The sequence below is a fragment of the Streptomyces sp. NBC_01017 genome, from assembly GCF_045162795.1.
GTDB lineage: Bacteria > Actinomycetota > Actinomycetes > Streptomycetales > Streptomycetaceae > Streptomyces > Streptomyces machairae.
The window spans coordinates 4,596,547-4,613,536 of record NZ_CP108683.1; the positions used below are offsets into that span (position 1 = coordinate 4,596,547).

Here is a 16,990-nt window from a genome sequence, read left to right on the forward strand (position 1 = left end):
TCAGAGCTTGCCGATGTCCAGGTTCGCGATGGTCGCCCGCGCCACCTCACGTCCGCGGTCCGTGAAGTCACCCTTGCCCGGATAGCTGATCGTCACCTTGTACATGTCGCCCGCCGTGGTCTTGTAGTAGAAGATCTTCAACTCGCGGGGGCGGGGGTTCTGGATGTCGTCGGTCGTGTACTTGACCGTGTTCTCGGCGGACTGTTTGCCCTGGTACGTGGTCTGCCTCGTGTCGGTCTGAGGACCGTCGGGCATGGAGAGTTCGGGTTCGCCCTGCTCCTTGAACTGCTCGTTGTCGGCGTACATCTCGGCCGCCGCGGAGTTCTTGATCTGGTTCGAGGTGTCCTCGGACTTCCGGGCCAGCCTCACGCCGACCCAGACACTGCCGCTCCAGTCGGAGTAGGTGATCCAGTTCTTGTCCGTGTCGTCGGGGTCCGGCTTGGTGAGCTGGTAGGCCGCGGGCACCTTCAGGGTCACACCCAGCTTCGGGTGCGCCCGCTGCGTCCAGCCGTCCGGCGTGGACCCCGCGAACGGATCCGCGATCACCAGATACGCCGCCAGCGCACCGGCGACGACCGCCGCCCCGATTCCGAGCAGTGCCTTGCGCCCCAGCAGGATGCCTCCCTTGGCGCCCTGCGCGACCCGCACGATCTGCGTCGTCGGAGCCGGCGCCGGCGGGTTGGCCGTCTGCTCCAGCAGCGCACGCGTCTGCGCTGCGTTCGGACGGCGGGCCGGGTCCTTCTGGAGGAGGCCGTTGATGGCGTCGGCGAGCGGGCCCTGCGCGGAGGCGGGCGGCGCGGGCGTGGCGTTGAGGACCGACTGGAGGGTCGCCGGGGTGTTGCTGCGGCGGAACGGCGAGACGCCCTCCGCCGCCGCGTACAGGACGACGCCCAGGGACCACAGGTCGCTCGCGGGCCCAGGCCGCTGGCCCAGCACCCGCTCCGGCGCGATGTACTCGGGCGAGCCTACGAAGCCGCCGGTGTCGGTCAGGTTGGTCTCGCCCTCAATCTGGGCGATGCCGAAGTCGGTGAGGACGACGCGGTCATGGCGGCCGAGGAGGACGTTGTCCGGCTTCACGTCGCGGTGCAGGATGCCCGCCGCGTGCGCGGCCTCCAGCGCGCCGAGTACTTCGAGGCCGATTCTCGCCGCGTCCCGGGCGCCGAGCGTGCCTTCCTGCAGCGCGTCGCCCAGCGTACGGCCCTGCACCAGCTCCATCACGATCCACGGCTGGCCGTCCACGACCGCGACGTCATGCACGTTCACGACCGCCGGATGGTCGAGCCGGGCAGCGGCACGGGCCTCGCGACGCATCCGCTCGAAGGCGTTGGCACGTTCGCGATCGGGAAGGTGATCCGGTACGCGGGGCTCCTTGACGGCGACTTCGCGGTCCACCGTCTCGTCCTTGGCCCGCCAGACGGTACCCATCCCGCCGTGCCCGAGCTTGGCGAGCAGCCGATAGCGGCCGGCTATCAGGCGTCCCGTGCCGGGGTCCGGGGCGGGCCCTGCGGGTGCGGGCTGGTGGGGCCCGGGCTGGTAGGGCGCAGCCTGCTGCTGCACGGCTGACTGCGGTACGGCTGACTGCGGTACGGCCTGAGCGGGCGACGCATACGGGTTGTCCGGGTGCGGAACGGGGCCCGGCGGGTTCGGCTGCGGTGGTTGCAGTTCAAAACTCGTCGGCTCGTCGGACCGGTAAGGGGCTCCCCCGTTGCTGCTCATGCGTCCATCCATATCGCGGTAAGCGCCCCCGTATCCAGCGGGAACGCTTTCCGGTCACAGAGCCGTGACTCAGCTCGCAACTTATCTCCGCTTTATCCGAGGTTGGTCGGCACGAGGGGTCACGGCGTGGAGGTGGAGGTGGCGCTGGGCGAGAGGGGGGCGGTGGGGGTGCTGGAGGGGGTGACCGTGCCGGGCTTGGTGGCGGGGCTCGCCGTACCGGGTCTGCCGGACGGGCTCGCCGTGCCGGGTCCGCCGGATGCACTCGGGCTACCGGGGCGGCTGGAGGCGCTCGGGGTCCCGGTCGGCCCGGCCGACGTCCCCGGCGTCGAGCTGGGCGGCACCACACCCCCGTCCCCGCCCCGACTCACCAGCAGGGCCGCCGCCGACACCCCTGCGACCGCCATCGCGGCGACCAGCACGACGGTGGCCAGTTTGCTGCGCGTCGAGTACGGGCCTTCCGCACCGCCGACCGCGCGCACGGCGGACCTGCCGAACCGTTTCTCCGCAGGCACGCGCCCCGTATCCAGGAACTCCCTCAGCATCCGCTCGGCAGCCTCCGCGTCCAGCCGCAGGGCCGGGTCCCGCTCCAGCAGCCCCTGAACCACCGGCAGAATCGGTGCCGCCTGCGCGGGCGGGCAGATCTCGTCGGACACGACGGCGAGCACGATGCCGCTCAACGAGTCGCGCCGGAAGGGCGATTCACCGCTCAGGGCCGCGCACAGCAGCGCGCCCACCGACCACAGGTCGGATGCGGGCCCGGTCCTGGAGTCGGACATCCGCTCCGGTGCGGTGTACTCCGGCGAGCCGACGAAGGACCCGGACTCGGTGAGCGTGGTCGCGCCGGCCACCTGGGCGATGCCGAAGTCGGTGAGAACGACGCGGTCGGTGCCGTTCTCGATGAGCACGTTGGCCGGGGTGATGTCGCGATGCAGGACGCCTGCCGCGTGGGCCGTCTGCAAGGCGCTCAGCAGGTCGGCGCCGATCCGGGCGGCCTCCGGCGCGTCCACGGGGCCGTGCGCCGCCATTCGGTCGGCGAGGGAGTCGCCGTCCACCAACTCCATCACGATGTACGGGCGTTCGTCGTCCTCCAGGATGTCGTGGACGACGATGACGTGCGGGTGGCTCAGCTGCGCCACCGCCTGGGCCTCGCGCAATGTGCGCTCACGCGCTCGCCGGGCCTCGGCCGCGGAGAGCGTCTCGTCGAGGGGGAGCTCTTTCACGGCCACCCTTCGTCCGAGCAACTGATCGGTCGCCTGCCATACGACACCCATGCCGCCGCGACCGAGCCTGTCCTCGAGACGGTAACGCCCCGCGATCACACGGAAGTTGGCTCCCTCGGTCCCCATGCGCCCCATCATGCAGCACCGGACGGATCGACTCCGGGGCGGTGATCGGCCAACTATGCAAAGCAGCAAAGGGTTTCAAAAGCCGCGGGACGCTCACGGCGGGGCGCTCGCCGGGGGGCGCCGGGAGGCTTGGCTGCCGGGCCGTGGGGGTTCAGTGCGGGGTCCCAACAGGCTTGGCTGCCGGGCCGTGGGGTGAGTTCAGTGCGGGGTGCCAGGAGGCTTGGCTGCCCGGCCGTGGGGTGAGCTCAGTGCGGGGTGCCGGGAGGCTTGGCTGCCCGGCCGTGGGGTGAGTTCAGTGCGGGGTGTGCCGGGGGGGCTTCGGGAGCCGGGGCCGGGGAGGGCTTCGGGAGCATGTGCCGGGAGGGCTTCGGGGACGGGTGCCGGGAGGCTTCGGGAGCATGTGCCGGCAGGCGGCGGGACCCGGTGCCGCCAAGCCCTCAGGGCCGGTTGCCGAGTCGGGCCACCGGAGCCCCGTGGCCACAGGGCATCGGGAGCCACGCACCGCAAGGAACCTCGCGAACGGGGCACCCGAAGACCTCGGAACCCGGTGCCGCCAAGCCCCCAGGACTGACGCCCCGTCGAGCCACCAGAGCCCCACGACCACAGAGCATCGGGAGCCACACACCGCGAGGAACCTCGCGAGCAGGGCGCCCCGAAGACCTCGGGACCCGGTGCCGCCAAGCCCCCAGGACTGACGCCCCGTCGAGCCACCAGAGCCCCACGACCACAGAGCATCGGGACCCACGCACCGCGAGGAACCTCGCGAGCAGGGCGCCCCGAAGACCTCGGGACCCGGTGCCGCCAAGCCCCCCAGCCCCGTAAACGCTGTGGCGCACCGGGCCATCACGGCCTCGGTGGCCGGCTTGGCCAGCCCTCGGAGACCCGCACACCGCAGGGAGCCCTATGCCCGCTTACGGCCTCGGCAGCCGCCCGCCATCATGGCCTCGGCAGCAACCCCCGTCAGCAATCACCGGGCCACCCGCGCCAGAGACCCCCGTGAGTCACCGCGAAACCTCGCCACCCACGCCCCCAGCAGACCACCGGGCCACCCGCAACGAACAGCCCCGCAAGCCCCCTGAAGCCCGCCGCAAGGCCCTCCGCAGCTCAGGAGCCTCCGGAACCGCTCGCCTGCCAGCCCTGCAGCACCGCCGTGAACTGCTTGCGTGCGGTTGCCCAGTCCGGCTCGGGTGAGGACATGTAGATCGCGTACTCCGTGCCGTCCCGGTCGATGTACGCCTGGTCGATGGCGCGGCGCGGGCCGGGGAAGGGCGTGTCCTTGGCCTGCGCGTCCCACGTGTACTCCCAAAGGGAGCCGTCGCGGTCGCGGTAGAGGTTCCTCTTCAGGAACACCTTCTCGTACGCCACCAACCGCTCCGCCACCTGCTGATCCAGGTCGACCATGTGGTCGTAGGCGTTCGCGAAGTCGGGCGAGGTGTCGACGGCGATGCGGACGAAGTGCTCGCCGCCGTCGGGCGTGTAGTCGACCTGCTGGAGGCCGTCGACCTCCTTGCCGACCACCTCCCGCTCCCAACCCGCGGGCAGATAGAGGCTGAAGCCGAGGGGATCCTCGTAGCGCTTCCAGGACGACGGAACGCCGGCCTCCGGGCGCTGCGACTCGCTCGGCGTGGAGCCGGGCGAGGTAGCAGCGGGCGTGCCACCGTTCCCCGGGCCCCACTTGTGCAGCACCACAGCGGTGCCCCCGCCGATGATCGCGGCGATCGCGATGACGAGGGCGAGCGTGCGCAGCCGACGGCGTCTGCGCGGCGGCCGTGCGGGGCCGGCACCCGTACCGGGGCCTGAGATGTCGTACAGCGGGCCGCTCGTCGTGGGCCCGGTCATCGGCCGGTACGGCGTACCGGTCACCGGAGTCTGCGCCCCGGTGGGCACGGCCGCCCCGGCGTGCCCGGCCCCCGTGCGCGCATCCGGCTCGTACCGCGCGTGCTGCGTGGGGACGTACACCTGCGCCGCGCTCGGCCGTCGGCCCTCCGCCGCCTCGGCCAGCATCTGCTCCGCCTCGGCGGCGCCGGGCCGGGTGGCCGGATCCTTGCGCAGCAGGGCGCTGATCACGGGTGCGAGCGCGCCTGCGTGCTGCGGATCGGCGGCTTCCTCCTCGACCACCGCCTGCATGGTGCCCAGCGGCGAGGTACGGCGGAAGGGCGAGCGGCCCTCCACGGCCGTGTACAGCGTCGCGGCGAGCGCCCACAGGTCGGAGGAGGGGCCCGGGTCGTGGCCGCGGACCCGCTCGGGGGCGAGGTAGTCGACGGAGCCGACGACCTCTCCGGTGCGCGTGATGGTGGAGTCGCCCTCGATCTGGGCGATGCCGAAGTCGGTCAGCAGGACACGGCCGTCCTCGGAGAGCAGGACATTGCCGGGCTTGACGTCGCGGTGCAGGACACCGGCGGAGTGCGCGGCGCGCAGCGCCCGCAGCACCCACAGGCCGATACGGGCCGCCTCGGTCGGCTCGACGCGTCCGTTCTCCTTGACCGCGTCGGCCAGGGAGTGCCCCTCGACCAATTCCATCACGATCCACGGCCGGCCGTCGTGCTCCAGCACGTCGTGCACGGTGACGACGGCGGAGTGGTTGATGCGCGCGGCGGCGCGCGCCTCGGCGCGCGTGCGGGCGAGCAGCCGCTCCTGGTCGCTCTCGGAGACGTAGAGCGCGGCGGTCAGCTCCTTGATCGCGACAGCCCGATGCAGCACCTCGTCATGCGCACGCCACACCCGGCCCATACCGCCGCTGCCGATCGCGTCGGCGAGCCGGTAGCGGCCCGAAATGAGCTGGCCCTGCATCTGATTCACGTTGCCCCGCAATGCTCTTGACAGGGTCAGGTTAAGGACAGGTCGACTGGACCGGAACCACGGGGGTGCCAAGGAGACCCCACTGTGATGGTTGTCGCTTTCGCCGCGGCGAAGCAACCATCGAGCCTTTGTCACACAGGGTTTGTACGAGAAATCAGCCGGTGACCTGATACGTCGCCGACGCGTGCTCGAACAGCCGCGTCACCTCGTCCCGCTCGGCCTCCGGCCCGCGCACCTGCACGACGTGGTACTTCCCGTCGATCAGGATCGCGACATTACGCACGAAAATCTCGCGCCCCTGGTCGTCGGTCCACGTGAACTGCCCCTCGGCCATGGCCCGCTCCCCGACCTGAATGGTCTTCAGACCACTGGAGGAAGCCCAGCTGGAGTCGCGGTAGGGCTGCAACTCCCGCTCGTGCTCCCGCTGGTAGACCATGGGGTCGCTGCCGTACTGCGCCGTGGTGTCCCGCCCCGGTACGACGATGAGGTCGAAGTCACCGTGCGCGTACACCACCTGCCCACGCCCGTTCTCCGGCGTGCGGTCCCAGCCGTTGGCCACGGCGACCTGGAACCCGGCCGTGTCCTTGCGCAGGGTGAAGCCGTCGGGGACCTCGGGCCCGTTGGTCTGCGTCTCGGTCGAACCGGCCGACTCCGAAGGGCTGTTGTCGGTCGCCGGGGAGGTCTGGTCGGGCCGCGGCTCGCTGCTCGCGTCGGCGGACTGGTCGGGTGCCTCGCTCGCCTGCCCCGCCGCGCCGGTGCGATCGGCGTCCGCCGTGGCGCCGTCGCCCTGGTCGGCCTTCGGCATGAACAGCATGGCGTACGCGATCGCCGCGGCCATGCCGAGCAGGACGAGCACCAGCAACGTACGTCCGAGCCTGCGCGGCGAGGACGCCGGCTCCTGCTTGGCCCGCTTGTGCCGCCCGTGATGCGCGGGCAGCCCGGCCCGCCGCCTGCGCACGAGCTCGCCCCGGCGCCGCACGATCGGCAGCCGGTTCGGGTCGGCCGGCGGGGCGGCGACGACATGCGCGCCGGCCTCCGGCTCGGGCGCGGACCGCACGAGCGAGCGCAGCCAGCCGCGCACTTCCTCGAAGTCGAGGCGCTCGGTGGGGTCCTGACGCAGTAACGACTCCACGACCGGCCTGAGCGGCCCGCACTCCTCGGCGAAGGCGGGCGGCTCCGCGCACACCATCTGCACCAACTCGGCCGTCGACTCCTCCGGATACGGCGCATGCCCCTGTACGGCCCGGAAGAGCAGCGCCCCCAGCGCCCACAGGTCGGTCGCGGGCCCGATCGGCGCCGCCAGCTGCCAGTTCTCGTGCACGGGCCCGGCCTGCTCCGGCGCCCAGCGCTCGGTCACGGGACCGACCACAGCCATCCGCGCCTGCCGTGCCCGCTCTGCGGCGAGCGCAGTGGTGGGTCCTCGGTGGGCGGGAGTACCGGCCACGAGGTCGCCCCAGCGGGTCGCGGGGTGGGCGGAGTCGCCGCCGGCGGGTGTGGTGGACGCGCCGGGGGTGACGGGCACGCCGCGCGCGGCCGAGCCCGGGGTGCCGGGAGCAGGAGCGCCCTGTGCGGGAAATCCGCCGACGCCGGGCGTGGGCACGCCCCGCGCGGGATGGCCGTTGCCGCCGAGAGCCGGAGCGGTGGCACCCACGGCAGGGGACGCCTCACGCCCCGGAGCCGGCGTGCCACCCGTGGCATACCCACCGACGCCCGGCGCGGGCCCACCTGTGCCGTACGGGGCGTCAGGGGCCCCGGGCTGCGCGCCCGGCCCCGCCGGCGGAAGTACCGTACGGCCCCGGCCCTCGTCCGGCGCGGCTGCACCGGCCCCGGTCCGCGGTGCGGCGCCGTGCCAGGGCGTGGCCTGCGTGCCGTACGGGTCGGCGATCTGGCCCGGAGGCGTGGTGATGCCGTTGCCGGAGTGGTACGGCTGCTGCGCCGAGCCGTTGGCCTGGGCGGCGCGGTCGTCTTCGGAGGCCGGGCGCCCCGCGGGCAACGCCGCCCGTCCGTTCTGCGCCTCCTGCACCCGGGCCGCCGCACGGGCGCCCGCCCGATACGCGGCAATGGCTCCGGCCCGCGCGGCCCTGATGTCCCCACCGGTTTCGAGAGCGCCACCCGGTGCCGCGCCCGAGGCTCCCGTCCCGGGGCCCGGCTCGGCCGCCGGCAGCGGCAGCCCTTCGGTGGCACGCGCCTCTATGGCGGCACGCCGGGCCGCCTCGGGGTCCACGCCGACAGCGCCGGCCCCGGTCCCGCCGGCGTGTCGGCCGGGTGCCCCGAGATCACCCGGGCCGCCGAACTCTCCGCCCGAAGCCGCCCCGCCGCCGAATGTCCCGACCCCGCCGTCCCCGGCACCGTCCTCGCCCGGCACCGGGTCATACCCGCACAGCGCCTCCTCCGCGGCCCCGACCGCGAGCCCGGTCAGCATCACCCGGCCGTCGTCGCAGACGAGCACCGTGCGGGCGGTGATGTTCCGGTGGACCCAGCCGTGCGCGTGCAGGACCCGCAGCGCCATGAGCACGTCGGAGGCGACCTCGGCCGCCCGATACGGCGTCAGCGGCTTCTCGGCGAGCAGCGCGGCCAGCGGGCGCGCGCCCACCAACTCACTCACTATCCACAGCGAGCCGCCCTCGGCGAACACGTCGAAGACCTGGTCCAGCCGCGGATGGTCGGGGATCCGGGCCGCGGCCTGCGCCGCCTCGACCGCCCGCCGCACGGCGGGATCGCTGGGCCGCCGCGTGCTCGAACGCGCCGAGGGCCGTCGCCCCGTCCCGCGCTCGCGCGTATCACGCGCGGTGAAACCGTCGGGCAATCCCTCGGCGTCGAGCACCTCCGCCTCGACGACCTCCGGCAACGGCACCTGCCGGACCAGGACCTCCTGCCCGCTGTAGGTGTCGAAGGCGCGCGACTCGGTGAGTTCGTACTCGTCGGACGGTGGCAGCGGCAGGCGGTAGCGGTCGGCCAGTACCCGACCCGCATAGTCGTCCACGTTGCCTCCCCCGGCCGCCCGGTTGGTCAATTCCGCTCGACTTGCGTCCCGTTCCGGACGCACGACTGGATGCGTACGGTCCGCAAGCACTCACGATACGTGCCGGAGGCAACTCGCAAAGAGCGGTTGCCGGATCTCACGGCCCAATCGCGCCCTTGGCGAGCCCAAACCGAAATTCGCTCACTTCACGACTTCGGCTTGAACGAGTCCGTCAGCGTTTGCCACGTGTCCTTACGCAGCTCGCTGTCCCAGTTGGCGGCTTTCGCGGTGTACATCAGCGCATATCCGAGTTGCTCGTTCACCACGAACCCTCGGTCGATCGTCCGGTACTCCGTCCCGCCCTCGGAGTAGGTGAACTCCCAGTCGGCCGTGTTCCAACCGCGGTAGTCCACCTCCTCTATCCGGATCTTCTTGTACTCGGAGCGCTGCATGTACTGCTCCTGGTCCTTCCAGTCCGCCACCGGGTCGCCCTTCGGCGTGGACGTCCAGGCGACCAGCAGCTTCTGCCCGTCGGGCCCGGTGAACCGGTCGCCGGCCGACCCCGTGGACTGGAACTTCCATCCGTCGGGCAGCCCGAGCGAGTACCCCTGGCTCCCCTTGTGCGTCGACGCGGCCTCGGTCTGGCTCCCGGACCCCGCCTCGGTACCGCTCCCGCCGGTCGCACCCGTCCCGGCACTCGGCGTAGTCCCGCTCTCCGACCCGGAACCCGACCCCGACCCGGCCGACGCGGACTTCTCCCCGTCCGTACGGGGCTTGTCGTTGTCGTCCTTCTTGGTGTCGTCGCCGCTCGTGCTCGCCTTGGCGGAGGCCTTCGCACCGCCGCCACTCGCCGCCCCGGTCGAGTCGTCGTCGCCGAGCGTGAGGGCGAGCACCACGCCGATCACGGCAACCACCACGGCCACCGCGATGATCGCCAACGTCCGCTTCGGCACCACATCGGTGAGCGACGCCCTCGGCACGGGACGCGACGGCAGATCCGGCGGCGCCATCTTGGGCCACCCCGAACTGCTCCCCGCACCCTGCCCGTTCGCCGCCTGCCCGTCCCGGTCACCGGCACGGTCACCAGCACCGGACGGGTCACCGGCATCAGCACCGGCACGGTCACCGGCAGCCGAACCGGCACCCACGCCGGCGGCCCCGGCAGCGGAAGCCCCGGCACCGGAAGCCCGGCCGGAACTCCCCGCCTTCGACGACGCCCCGGCCCCGCCCACTCCCGTGGACGACCCACCGGCCGCTGCCCCGTCGGCCCCCGCCGTCTCGCTCCCGGACTTGGTACGAGCGGCAGCCGCCCCGGCCGCTCCCGCACTCACCGCGGCCTTGCGCACGGAACGCAGCGCCCCGCGCAACCGCTCCCCGGCCTCCTCGCCCCGCTTACCGGCACCCGAACGGCCCTTGCCCTCCGGCGCGTCGGGCTGCGGCGGCAGCGGCACGACCTTCGTCGCGTCCGCCGGCTCCGGCTCGGGCTTGGCCGCCGGCGCATGGATGACGGCGTTGAGCATGGCCCGCGCGCCGGCGTCGTCGAGCCGCTTGGCGGGGTCCTTGGTGAGCAGGCCGTAGATGACGTCCTTCAGCGGTCCCGCGTTCTTCGGTTCCTCCAGCGGCTCCGTCATCACCGCCGTGAGCGTCGCGATCGCGGAACCCTTGTCGTAGGGCGGCGCACCCTCGACCGACGCGTACAGCAGCCCGCCCAGCGACCACAGGTCGGCCGCGGGACCGGGCTTGTGGCCGCGGGCCCGCTCCGGGGAGATGTAGGACGGCGCGCCGACGAGCATGCCGGTCGAGGTGATGGAGGGGTCGCCCTCGACCTGGGCGATGCCGAAGTCGGTGAGCACGACCCGCTCGGTGTCGCTCTCCAGCAGGACGTTCGACGGCTTCACGTCGCGGTGCAGGATGCCCTCGCGGTGCGCGGAGCGCAGCACGTCGAGGACGGCCAGGCCGACCTCGGCCGCCCGCTTGGGCTCCAGGAGGCCGTCCTCGCGGATGACCTCGGCGAGCGACTTGCCCTCGACGAGTTCCATCACGATCCAGGGCCGGTCGTCCTCTTCGACCACGTCGAACACCGTGACCGCGCTGTTGTTGCGGATCCGGGCGATCGCCTTGGCCTCACGCAGGGTGCGCGTGATCAGCCGCCGCTTCTCCTCCTCGTCGATGTTCGACGGGAACCGCAACTCCTTGACGGCGACGGTCCGCCCCAGAGTCTCGTCCACGGCACGCCACACCGTGCCCATGCCGCCCCGGCCGAGCACTCCTCCCAGCCGGTACCGCCCCGCGAGGAGACGCTCACGGTCGTCCTGACGAGTGTCCTGACGAGATGTCCCCGCCCGCTCCGCCTCCGACATGCGTCCCCTCATACAACCCGCCCTGACAGAGCCTCCATTGTCTCTCACCCGACAAGTGCCCGACGCCCAGGGTGCCTCACGCGTCGCCACCCGACCTCACGGCCCGAACCGCCCGTCGCGCCGCAGACCCGAAACCCGGTGAATCACAGGTTCCGCTTGCCCGGCATGATGGCCCGCGACAAGGGAAGGACCCCGCATGGCGCGAGCGGCGATGCCACTGCTTCGGACACTACTGGCCATACCTGTGTGCCTGACCCTCCTCTGCCTCGTGTCCCCGGCCCTTCTCGGTCCGTCCGCGACCTCCCCGACCTCCTCGTCGGCACGCACCGCCTCGCCGACCTCCGCTGCACCGGCGACGAACGCCCTGCTGTCCCTGCTGGTCACCCGGGGCAAGGCACCGGCCGCGGCCCTGCTGGCCCGCGAGGACGGCGGCACCCGCTTCGCCCGGGCCGGCCAGGGCATCGCCCGCACCGACCACTTCCGCGCCGGCAGCATCACGAAGACCTTCATCGCGACGCTCGTCCTCCAACTGGCCGCCGAGCGACGCCTGTCCCTCTCCGACACGGTCGAGCAGCACCTGCCGGGCCTGGTGCGCGGGGCGGGCAACGACGGGCGCGCGCTGACCCTTCGTTCCCTGCTGACCCACACCAGCGGCCTGTACGACTTCACCGCCGCCTCCGGGGGCACTGTCCCCCTCACCCCGCTTCAGTCCGTCCGCATCGCACTCACCCACCCCCCTGCCCACCCCGGCGGTTACGCCTACTCGAACACCAACTACGTCCTGCTCGGCCTGGTGATCAAACAGGTCACCGGCCGCTCCTACGCCGCCGAGGCCGAACGCCGCATCATCGCTCCGCTGGGTCTGACCGGCACCTCCTTCCCTGGCTCCCGCACCTCGCTCCCCTCCCCGCACGGCCGTGCCTATGCCGCCGACGGGACCGATGTCACCGCTCTCGACCCGCGGGTGGCCGGCGCGGCCGGCGAGCTGGTGACCACGCTCGCCGACCTCGACCGCTTCTACGCCGCGCTGCTGGACGGCCGCCTGCTGCCCCCGCGCCAGCTGCGCGAGATGCTCGACACCCGTGCCGCACATGGCTCGTACGGCATGGGACTCTTCCCTGTGAAGCTGCCGTGCGGCACCGTCGTATGGGGGCACAACGGGCGCATCTCCGGCAGCTACGTGCGCTCCGCGGCCACCGTCGGCGGTCGTCGCGTCCTGACATTCCGGGTGAACACGACGGCGATCGCAGATCCCGGTCTCGAACCCCGGCTGCTCGCCGCCGAGTTCTGCCCTCGCACCTGATAAAACGGCCGAGGTTCGAGCAGAGATCCCGACTTCCGTAGCCCGTTCGGGTGACGTCCTGCCCTACCCCGCAGTGCTACAGCGGCGGCACGATGTCCGGCGCCCCCAACCGCGCCGCGTCCGCCGTCAGGTCGTCCGGCTGCCGCTGCGATTCGCGCTCGGCCTCCACCCGCTTCTCGTAGTGCTGGACCTCGCGCTCGATGTGGTCCTTGTCCCAGCCCAGCACCGGCGCCATCAGCTCGGCCGCCTCGCGCGCGCACCGGGTCCCCCGGTCGAACGTCTCGATCGAGATGCGCGTCCGCCGTGTCAGCACGTCGTCCAGATGCCGTGCCCCCTCGTGCGAGGCGGCGTACATGATCTCGGCGCGCAGATAGTCGTCCGCGGACTGCAGGGGCTCCCCCAGTGCGGGATCGGCGGCGATGAGTTCGAGTACCTCCTCGGCCAGCGACCCGTACCGGTTCAACAGGTGCTCCACCCGCACCACATGGATCCCCGTGCGTGCCGCGATCCGCGCACGCGCGTTCCACATCGCCCGGTATCCCTCCGCGCCCAGCAGCGGAGTGTCCTCGGTGACGCATTCGGCGACCCGCATGTCGAGCCCGTGCACCGCCGCGTCCACCGCGTCCTTGGCCATCACCCGGTACGTCGTGTACTTGCCGCCGGCCACGACGACGAGTCCGGGCACGGGGTGGGCCACGGTGTGCTCGCGCGAGAGCTTGCTGGTGGCGTCCGACTCTCCGGCGAGCAGGGGCCGCAGTCCCGCGTACACGCCTTCCACGTCGTCCCGTGTCAGCGGCACCGCCAGCACCGAGTTCACGTGTTCCAGCAGGTAGTCGATGTCCGCGCTGGACGCGGCCGGGTGGGCCTTGTCGAGGTCCCAGTCGGTGTCGGTGGTACCGACGATCCAGTGCCGGCCCCAGGGGATGACGAACAGCACCGACTTCTCGGTGCGCAGGATCAGGCCCGTCGAGGAGTGGATGCGGTCCTTGGGCACGACCAGGTGGATGCCCTTGGAGGCGCGTACGTGGAACTGCCCCCGCTCACCCACCATCGACTGGGTGTCGTCGGTCCACACACCGGTCGCGTTGACGATCTGCTTGGCGCGGATCTCGTACTCGCCGCCCCCCTCGACGTCCTGCACCCGGGCCCCGACGACGCGTTCCCCCTCGCGCAGAAACCCGGCCACGCGCGCGCGGTTGGCGACCTTCGCGCCGTAGGCCGCCGCCGTGCGCACCAGGGTGGCGACATAGCGGGCGTCGTCCATCTGCGCGTCGTAGTACTGCAGCGCGCCGACCAGCGCGTCCTTCTTCAGGGCGGGGGCGATGCGCAGGGCGTTGCCGCGGCTGAGATGGCGGTGCATGGGCAGGCCCCGGCCATGGGTGCGGGCCATCGACATGACGTCGTAGAGCAGGACGCCACAGCCCGCGTACAGGCGCTCCCAGCCCTTGTACTGCAGCGGGTACAGGAACGGCACCGGCTTGACCAGGTGCGGCGCCAACCGCTCCAGCAGCAGGCCGCGCTCCTTCAGTGCCTCGCGCACGAGCGCGAAGTCGAGCATCTCCAGATAGCGCAGGCCGCCGTGGATCAGCTTGCTGGACCTGCTGGAGGTGCCCGACGCCCAGTCACGTGCCTCGACCAGACCGGTGGACAGTCCGCGGGTCGCCGCGTCGAGGGCAGTGCCGGCACCCACGACGCCGGCGCCCACGACCAGTAGGTCCAGCTCGTGCTCGGCCATTGATGCGAGTGACTCGGCGCGCTCCGCCGGCCCCAGTGTCGCTGTCCTCACCGCTGCCTCCCGCTCATCGGTCGCGTAGGCCGCACCCGTCGGGCGAAGCCCGCTTCGTACCCCCCATGCCCAAATTCTGACCGGGTTGCCCGGCTTCAGCCACCACTCACCCCCAGCCTGTGGACAACACTCACGGAAACGCGATCACTCAATGCCGCAAATCGGTCATATTTACTCCTAGTCTGACATTGCGCTCCCTCGATCTGTCCACAGGGCTTGCGCACCTGCCCCGCTTCGGTTACTGGGAAGGACGGCCCACGCCATGCCCTCAGATCTCGCCGTCATCGGACTCGGCCTGCACGGCCTGCCCCTGGCGAAGGCCGCCGTCGCGGCCGGCATCCCCACGCTCGGTTACCGGACCGGGCCCGAGGCCGGCTCCCTCAGCCCCGCCGAACTGCGCCGGATGCTCTCGGGGGGCTTCCGGCACGCCACCAGCCCCGCCGAGCTCGGCCGCGTGCGCACCGCCGTCATCTGCGCGTCGACTCCGCGCGGCGCGGACGGCGGGCTGGACCTGAGCCAGGTGGAGGGGGCCGCCCGCACCCTGGCCGCGCAGCTGCGCCCGCACACCACCGTCATCCTGGAGTCGCCCGTCCCCCCGGGCACCACCGAGAGCGTCCTGCGCCCACTCCTGGAAGAGGTATCCGGACTGCGCGCCGGCCGTGACTTCCACCTGGCCTACTCACCCAGCCGCGTCGATCCCGGCAACCGTGACTTCACGCCCGCCAACACCCCCAAGGTGATCGGCGGCCTCACGCCCGCGTGCACCGAGTCGGCCGCGGCGTTCTACGGCCGTCTCACCGACAAGGTGGTACGCGCGCGTGGACTGCGCGAGGCCGAGACGGTGCAGGTGCTGGAGACCAACTTCCGGCATGTCAACATCGCCCTGGTCAACGAAATGGCCGTCCTCTGCCACGACTTGGGCGTCGACCTGTGGGACGTCATCCGCTGCGCGGAGACCAAGCCGTTCGGCTTCCACGCCTTCCGCCCCGGCCCCGGCGTCGGCGGCCACGCCGTGCCCCAGGACCTCACCGGCCCCGCCGGCCGCCCCCTGCGCATGGTCGAACTGGCCCAGCAGGTCAACAGCCAGATGCCCCGCTACGTCGTCCAGCGCGCCGCCACCCTCCTCAACGAGCACGGCAAGTCCGCGCGCGGCGCCCGCGTCCTCCTGCTCGGCGTCACCTACAAGCCCGACCTGGCCGACCAGCAGTCCACGCCCGCCCAGGAGGTCGCGATCCGCCTGATGGAGCTGGGCGCCTGCGTCAGCTACCACGACCCGCACATCCCGTCCTGGAACGTCCTGGACCGCCCGGTCCCGCGCGCGGACGCCCTGTACGAGGCGGTCGCGGACGCCGACCTGACGATCTTGCTCCAGCAGCATCGGACGTACGACTTGCAGGGCCTGTCGGTGAAGGCACAGCTGCTGCTGGACACGCGGGGCGCGGCGCCCACGGGGGCGGCGCACCGGCTGTAGAAAGGGCCGGTCACCCCCCTCGGAGTGACCGGCCCTTCCCTGACCTGGGCGTAACCGCGTGGCGGCTAGCGCTGGTGCTGCGAGTCCGCGACCGTGACCTCGACCCGCTGGAACTCCTTCAGCTCGCTGTAGCCGGTCGTGGCCATCGCCCGCCGCAGCGCACCGAAGAAGTTCATCGAACCGTCCGGAGTGTGGGACGGCCCCGTCAGGACCTCCTCGATCGTGCCGACCGTGCCGAGGTCCACCTTCTTGCCGCGCGGCAGCTCCTCGTTCACCGCCTCCATGCCCCAGTGGTGGCCCCTGCCCGGCGCGTCGGTCGCGCGGGCGAGCGGGGAGCCCATCATCACGGCGTCCGCGCCGCAGGCGACCGCCTTGGGCAGGTCACCGGACCAGCCGACGCCGCCGTCCGCGATCACGTGCACATACCGGCCGCCGGACTCGTCCATGTAGTCACGGCGGGCCGCCGCCACGTCCGCGACCGCCGTCGCCATCGGCACCCGGATGCCCAGCACATTGCGCGTGGTGTGCGCGGCGCCACCGCCGAAGCCGACCAGGACACCCGCCGCGCCTGTGCGCATCAGGTGCAGGGCCGCGGTGTACGTGGCACAGCCGCCGACGATCACCGGGACGTCGAGCTCGTAGATGAACTGCTTCAGGTTCAGCGGCTCGTGCGAACCGGAGACATGCTCCGCCGAGACCGTCGTGCCGCGGATGACGAAGATGTCCACGCCCGCGTCGACGACCGCCTTGGAGAACTGGGCCGTGCGCTGCGGAGAGAGCGCGGCGGCCGTGACCACGCCCGCGTCACGCACCTCCTTGATGCGCTGCCCGATCAGCTCCTCCTTGATGGGAGCGGCGTAGATCTCCTGGAGGCGGCGCGTGGCGGCCTCGGTGGGCAGCCCGGCGATCTCGTCGAGCAGCGGCTGCGGGTCCTCGTACCGCGTCCACAGGCCCTCGAGGTTCAGCACGCCGAGGCCGCCGAGCTCTCCGATGCGGATCGCGGTGGCCGGGGAGACGACCGAGTCCATGGGGGCGGCCAGGAAGGGCAGCTCGAAGCGGTAGGCGTCGATCTGCCAGGCGATCGAGACCTCCTTCGGGTCCCGCGTACGGCGGCTGGGGACGACGGCGATGTCGTCGAAGGCGTACGCCCTGCGCCCGCGCTTGCCGCGCCCGATCTCGATCTCAGTCACGTCTGTGGCCTTTCCCTGTTGCGTTCAGCGTCTTCCAGTATCGCCGACGGGTACGAC

At 72.1% G+C, this 16,990-nt stretch carries 9 protein-coding genes; 2 read left to right on the top strand and 7 right to left on the bottom strand.

Annotated elements, in window-relative coordinates; all coding sequences use genetic code 11:
* From OG331_RS20730 to OG331_RS20750, 5 genes are all read right to left on the bottom strand, one after another.
* The gene (locus tag OG331_RS20730) at positions 1 to 1,716 is read right to left on the bottom strand and encodes a serine/threonine-protein kinase (protein WP_406198383.1); all 1,716 of its coding nucleotides are present in this window, start codon (positions 1,714 to 1,716) and stop codon (positions 1 to 3) included.
* 119 nt (positions 1,717 to 1,835) lie between these two features.
* The gene (locus OG331_RS20735) at positions 1,836 to 3,062 is read right to left on the bottom strand and encodes a protein kinase domain-containing protein (protein ID WP_406198385.1); all 1,227 of its coding nucleotides are present in this window, start codon (positions 3,060 to 3,062) and stop codon (positions 1,836 to 1,838) included.
* 1,104 nt (positions 3,063 to 4,166) lie between these two features.
* On the bottom strand, positions 4,167 to 5,852 hold the full coding sequence (locus OG331_RS20740) for a serine/threonine-protein kinase (RefSeq protein WP_406198387.1): 1,686 nt from the start codon (positions 5,850 to 5,852) through the stop codon (positions 4,167 to 4,169).
* 163 nt (positions 5,853 to 6,015) lie between these two features.
* The gene (locus tag OG331_RS20745) at positions 6,016 to 8,844 is read right to left on the bottom strand and encodes a protein kinase (protein ID WP_406198389.1); all 2,829 of its coding nucleotides are present in this window, start codon (positions 8,842 to 8,844) and stop codon (positions 6,016 to 6,018) included.
* 185 nt (positions 8,845 to 9,029) lie between these two features.
* A complete protein-coding gene (locus OG331_RS20750; protein ID WP_406198392.1) occupies positions 9,030 to 11,183 on the bottom strand; it encodes a serine/threonine-protein kinase in 2,154 nt (717 codons plus the stop codon).
* Between the two features lie 211 nt (positions 11,184 to 11,394).
* Between OG331_RS20750 and OG331_RS20755 the strand changes: the two genes are divergently transcribed.
* Positions 11,395 to 12,486, top strand: a complete 1,092-nt coding sequence (locus OG331_RS20755) for a serine hydrolase domain-containing protein (protein ID WP_406210174.1) — start codon at positions 11,395 to 11,397, stop codon at positions 12,484 to 12,486.
* A gap of 76 nt (positions 12,487 to 12,562) precedes the next feature.
* Here the strand turns inward: OG331_RS20755 and OG331_RS20760 are convergent, their stop codons facing one another.
* The gene (locus OG331_RS20760) at positions 12,563 to 14,272 is read right to left on the bottom strand and encodes a glycerol-3-phosphate dehydrogenase/oxidase (RefSeq protein WP_406198395.1); all 1,710 of its coding nucleotides are present in this window, start codon (positions 14,270 to 14,272) and stop codon (positions 12,563 to 12,565) included.
* Positions 14,273 to 14,534: 262 nt separating this feature from the next.
* Between OG331_RS20760 and OG331_RS20765 the strand changes: the two genes are divergently transcribed.
* Positions 14,535 to 15,743: a nucleotide sugar dehydrogenase gene (locus tag OG331_RS20765; protein WP_406198397.1), complete on the top strand. Its 1,209-nt coding sequence runs from the start codon at positions 14,535 to 14,537 to the stop codon at positions 15,741 to 15,743.
* Positions 15,744 to 15,808: 65 nt separating this feature from the next.
* Here OG331_RS20765 and OG331_RS20770 read toward each other — a convergent pair whose 3' ends face one another.
* A complete protein-coding gene (locus OG331_RS20770; protein WP_328879858.1) occupies positions 15,809 to 16,933 on the bottom strand; it encodes a GuaB3 family IMP dehydrogenase-related protein in 1,125 nt (374 codons plus the stop codon).
* Positions 16,934 to 16,990: the final 57 nt, after the last annotated feature.